Source organism: Clostridium sp. MCC345 (genome assembly GCF_018785345.1).
Lineage (GTDB): Bacteria > Bacillota > Clostridia > Lachnospirales > Anaerotignaceae > Anaerotignum_A > Anaerotignum_A faecicola.
This window is the reverse complement of record NZ_WQPP01000015.1, coordinates 1-1,871: the sequence shown is the minus strand read 5'-3', so window position 1 is coordinate 1,871 and position 1,871 is coordinate 1. Positions and strand designations below refer to the sequence as shown.

Here is a 1,871-nt window from a genome sequence, read left to right as displayed (position 1 = left end):
GGTGACCAGCAGCCTGTGAATATCAATGGGCGTGTTATGGTTCCGGTAAGAGCAGTGGCAGAAAAAATGGGCTGGGATGTAAGTTTTGAGAAATACTCAACAAATGACAGTCCGGTGGTAAACGGACGTTTTCAAGAGTATAATCATGTTTCTTTGAATAAAACGGTAAAAGAGGATAAGGATTTAGACAGAAAATACTTATATTTTACAACAATTACTATTGAGAAAAAGACTATTATCTCTGGTAGCTCCGGTCATCTTGAAGAAGAAAAGGCATTGGTTGCTGATCCTGTAGTTAAGAATGGTAGAACATTACTCGGCATTAGGGATCTTGCAAATGGATTGAATGCAGATGTTCAGTGGGATGGAGCAAGAAAAGAGGTCAAACTTACAACCAAGCCTGTAGAGCAATATCCTAACTATGATAAACTGCTGAAGTATATCGAAGAATACAGAAAAGCTGTAGGTGAGCAGACAGATAAACAAAAGGAGCAGCAAGAACAGCAAAAGCAGGAGAAAGTAGACGTTACAAATGAAAGTAGCTATGCTGAGCAGATGTTGCGTTTGGTAAATGAGGAACGTGAAAAAGTTGGGGTTTCTCCTCTTGAGTTAGATTCTACATTAACAGCGGCTGCACAAATTAGAGCAAAAGAAATTATAGAAGTATTCGATCATACCAGACCTAATGGTAAAGCTTGTAAAACTGTATTGGAAGAATTAGGGTATGAAGGAGACTATGCTGGCGAGAACATCAGTAAAGGTACTTTCGAGGAACCGGAAAGTGCAATGGAATTATGGATGGATTCTAAAGGTCATCGAGAGAATATCTTAAATCCTGATTATAAGTACCTCGGTGTTGGCTCTGATTTTGAAAGTGAAAGTAACGGTCTATTTGATGATATAGTGAGTTATTGGGTTCAAATCTTTGCAAGATAAAAAACTTAAACATTATAGCGAAAGAGATACGAAAAAAATCGTATCTCTTTTCTATTTGCAAGAAAAGAAAGGGTGAAGAAGTATGCAAAAAAAGAAAAGATTTCTTGCACTTTTGCTTGCTCTGGTAGTTGCACTGCCTTTTATTCAGTCACCACTTATTGCACAAGCGGCAGGTGAAGGTAGTGTAACGAGAAAAATCACAGTAGTAAAGGGAAAAGACATCAACGATATGTAGTATACAAATGTATATTTATGATATAAAAAATATGAAAAAACGTGGTTTTTATATTTGAAAATAGCGAAAAAACGTGCAAGATATAATTGGAAATTTTGAGAAAAATGTGATATACTAAATTTGAAAAGGAGGGGATACTTTGAGAAGAACAGCTATGGAAAAATTAGTGGCATGGAAATCAAGTGATGAGCGTAAGCCAATGGTTTTAAAGGGAGCCAGACAGGTTGGGAAAACTTGGTTGATGAAAGAGTTTGGTAAAAACTACTATAAGAGCTTTGTATATTTCAACTTTGATGAAGAAGATGAGTTAAAATCAATCTTTGAAACCAATAAAAATCCGCAGCGTATTATAGAGCTGCTGTCAATGATTGCCGGGGAAAAAATACATCCATTAGATACACTGGTCATATTTGATGAGGTGCAGGAATGTCCGGAGGCATTAAATGCGCTGAAATACTTTAAAGAAAAGGCAAATGAGTACCATGTTATTGCTGCCGGGAGCCTTCTGGGAACACTTCTTGCAAAGCCGAAATCATATCCGGTTGGAATGGTAAATTTATTAGATATTTTTCCTTTGACTTTTGAGGAGTTCTTGGGGGTAACAGATGCACCCTTGTTCACTTATTATGAGGGTATCCATAAGGAACAGCAGATAGAGGAAATCTTTCATAATAGACTTTTGGAAGCCTATAACAATTAT

At 36.8% G+C, this 1,871-nt stretch carries 3 protein-coding genes; all 3 read left to right on the top strand.

Translation table 11 applies throughout. From position 1 onward, the window contains the following. The coding region (locus tag GPK49_RS04095) for a CAP domain-containing protein (RefSeq protein ID WP_215676830.1) at positions 1-936 on the top strand (936 nt) is incomplete at its 5' end. An 82-nt stretch (positions 937-1,018) separates the two neighbouring features. Beyond that, positions 1,019-1,171 (top strand): hypothetical protein, encoded by a 153-nt coding sequence (locus GPK49_RS04090; protein WP_215676829.1) that lies wholly within the window; start codon positions 1,019-1,021, stop codon positions 1,169-1,171. Positions 1,172-1,310: 139 nt separating this feature from the next. After that, on the top strand, positions 1,311-1,871 hold a 561-nt coding region (locus GPK49_RS04085), incomplete at its 3' end, for an ATP-binding protein (RefSeq protein ID WP_215676828.1).

What these genes read in the sequence shown, in the direction of transcription:
- GPK49_RS04090 (WP_215676829.1), top strand. Translation starts at nt 1,019, where the DNA reads ATGCAAAAAAAGAAAAGATTTCTTGCACTTTTGCTTGCTCTGGTAGTT.